Below are 2264 nucleotides of genomic sequence, written 5' to 3'. Positions count from 1 at the left end.
CGCGGCGCTGGCCGCGATCGGCCGCGTGCTGCGCGACGCGGCCGGTCCCCACGTGCGGCCGCTGTTCGTGCATGCGGACGTGTGTCGCGACGACCTGCTGGTCGAGATCGAGGCCAGCGCCGGTCATGCGATGGAGTGGCTGTCATGAAGCGCGAGAGCCTCGCGATCGGGCAGCCGGTCCGGCCCGCGGCCGGCGTCGACGACGCGTGCCGGCGTTCGCCGGCAAGTCATACACTTTTGTCAGGCTCCCCGTCTTCCCCATCGGCTGTTTCCATGTCCAAGCTGCACGCGTCGTCCACCCATCTCGTCCTGATTCCGAGCTACAACCCGGGCGCCAAGGTCGACACGACCGTGCGCAATGCGCGCGCGCAGTGGAATCCGGTGTGGGTCGTCGTCGACGGCAGCACCGACGGCAGCGCCGAACGGCTGCAGGCGATGGCCGAGCGCGATCCCGGCCTGCGCGTGATCGTGCTGCCGGAGAATCGCGGCAAGGGCGCCGCGGTGCTCGCGGGGCTCGACGCGGCCGCCGCGAGCGGCTTCACGCACGTGCTGACGATGGATTCGGACGGCCAGCATCCGGCCGACCTGATTCCCGTTTTCATGGCGGCATCGCAGGCCGCGCCCGACGCGATGGTGCTCGGCGTGCCGAAGTTCGACGCGAGCGCGCCGCGGTTGCGCGTGCAGGGGCGCCGGCTGTCGAACGCGTGGGCCGACCTCGAGACGCTATGGGCCGGGATCGGCGATTCGCTGTACGGCTTTCGCGTGTATCCGGTCGCGCCGCTGGCGGCGATCATGCGGCGCCAGCCGTGGATGCGCGGCTTCGACTTCGATCCCGAAGCGGCCGTGCGGCTGTGCTGGGCCGGCGTGCGCCCGATCCGGATCGACGCGCCGGTGCGCTATTTCGGCCGCCACGAAGGCGGCGTGTCGCATTTTCACTACGGCCGCGACAACGCGCTGCTCGCGTGGATGCACCTGCGCCTGTTCACCGGCTTCGCGATGCGGCTGCCGATGCTCGTCGCGCGCCGCCTGACGCGGCGCCGCGACCAGACGGCCTGAGCGCAGGTCGGTCCGCTTCCGTTCCCCGGTCGCCGTGCCGGGCGCGGCGATTGCCACGCCGTTCGCCGTCAATCCGGGGCCGGATCGCCGCATCATGTCGATCCGCTGAGTAATGAGCGTGTCATCTGATGTAAACAACTGGTAATTTTCTGCCGGATTATGCAAAATCGCCGCTCCCAAATACAACTATCGAGGGATTCCGGGATGCAACTCAAGAAAGCGGTGGCGGCATGTGGCGTGGCGTTTCTGTTGAGCGCATGCGGCGGGGTGCAAAACCTTGACGCGAACAGCCTGACGTCGGCGGGGACCAACCTGTACAAGGCGGCGACGCTGTCGGACAGCGACATCGCCGCGCTGTCGAACGAGTCGTGCAAGTCGAGCGACGCCGAATCGAAGATCGCGCCGGCGAACAGCGCGTACGCGAAGCGCCTGACGAAGGTGATGAAGGGCTTCGGCGACATGACGCTGAACGGCCAGAAGATCAACTACAAGGTCTACATGACCAAGGACGTCAACGCGTGGGCGATGGGCAACGGCTGCGTGCGCGTGTACAGCGGCCTGATGGACATGATGAACGACGACGAGCTGCGCGGCGTGATCGGCCATGAAATGGGCCACGTCGCACTCGGCCACTCGAAGAAGGCGATGCAGACGGCATATGCGGTGAGCGCGGCGCGTACCGCGGCCGGCGCGGCTTCGCCGGGCGTGGCGGCGCTGACGAGCTCGCAGCTCGGCGACATCACCGAGAAGTTCATCAACGCGCAGTTCTCGCAGACGCAGGAAAGCGCGGCCGACGACTACTCGTTCGACCTGATGAAGCAGAAGAGCATGAACCAGAAGGGCCTCGTCACCGCGTTCCAGAAGCTCGCGCAGCTGGACGGCGGCAAGAGCTCGATGATGAGCTCGCATCCGTCGTCGTCGAGCCGTGCGCAGCACATCCAGGATCGCATCGCGAAGGGCAGCTGATCGCGCAACGGATCGCCGGCCGTCCGCGCCGGCGATCGGCAGGTGAAGTGAAAAACCCACGCTCGTTCGGGCGTGGGTTTTTTGTTTGTTCGGCGTGCACGTCGCGCCTTACGGCACCATCCCCGGCAGCACGTACGCCTGCACGAGCGTGATCAGTCCGACGATCACCGCGAACAGCAGGCTGTGCCGCACCGTGAAGCGGAACAGCTCGGATTCCTTGCCGACGAGGCCCGTCGCCGCGC

Annotated in this window: 3 protein-coding genes and 1 pseudogene; 3 read left to right on the top strand and 1 reads right to left on the bottom strand. The window is 67.2% G+C overall.

Annotation, left to right across the window (positions count from 1 at the left end; genetic code table 11):
• From A9Z05_RS38220 to A9Z05_RS33290, 3 genes and pseudogenes are all read left to right on the top strand, one after another.
• Positions 1-148 (top strand): annotated as a pseudogene (locus A9Z05_RS38220) (endoribonuclease L-PSP); the annotation flags it as partial.
• Positions 149-273: 125 nt separating this feature from the next.
• Positions 274-1056 carry a glycosyltransferase family 2 protein gene (locus A9Z05_RS33295; protein ID WP_069621791.1) on the top strand — a complete coding sequence of 261 codons (783 nt, stop codon included), beginning with the start codon at positions 274-276 and terminating at the stop codon, positions 1054-1056.
• 204 nt (positions 1057-1260) lie between these two features.
• Positions 1261-2022, top strand: coding sequence for a M48 family metalloprotease (locus A9Z05_RS33290; RefSeq protein WP_069621790.1), 762 nt, complete (start codon positions 1261-1263; stop codon positions 2020-2022).
• A gap of 108 nt (positions 2023-2130) precedes the next feature.
• On the opposite strand, the gene A9Z05_RS36700 is transcribed toward A9Z05_RS33290, so the two are convergent.
• Positions 2131-2264, bottom strand: a 134-nt coding sequence (locus A9Z05_RS36700; protein ID WP_141723534.1) for an L-lactate permease, incomplete at its 5' end; no start/stop codon positions are given.

This window comes from Burkholderia sp. A2, assembly GCF_001729305.1.
GTDB lineage: Bacteria > Pseudomonadota > Gammaproteobacteria > Burkholderiales > Burkholderiaceae > Burkholderia > Burkholderia sola.
This window is presented reverse-complemented; position numbering and strand designations above follow the sequence as displayed.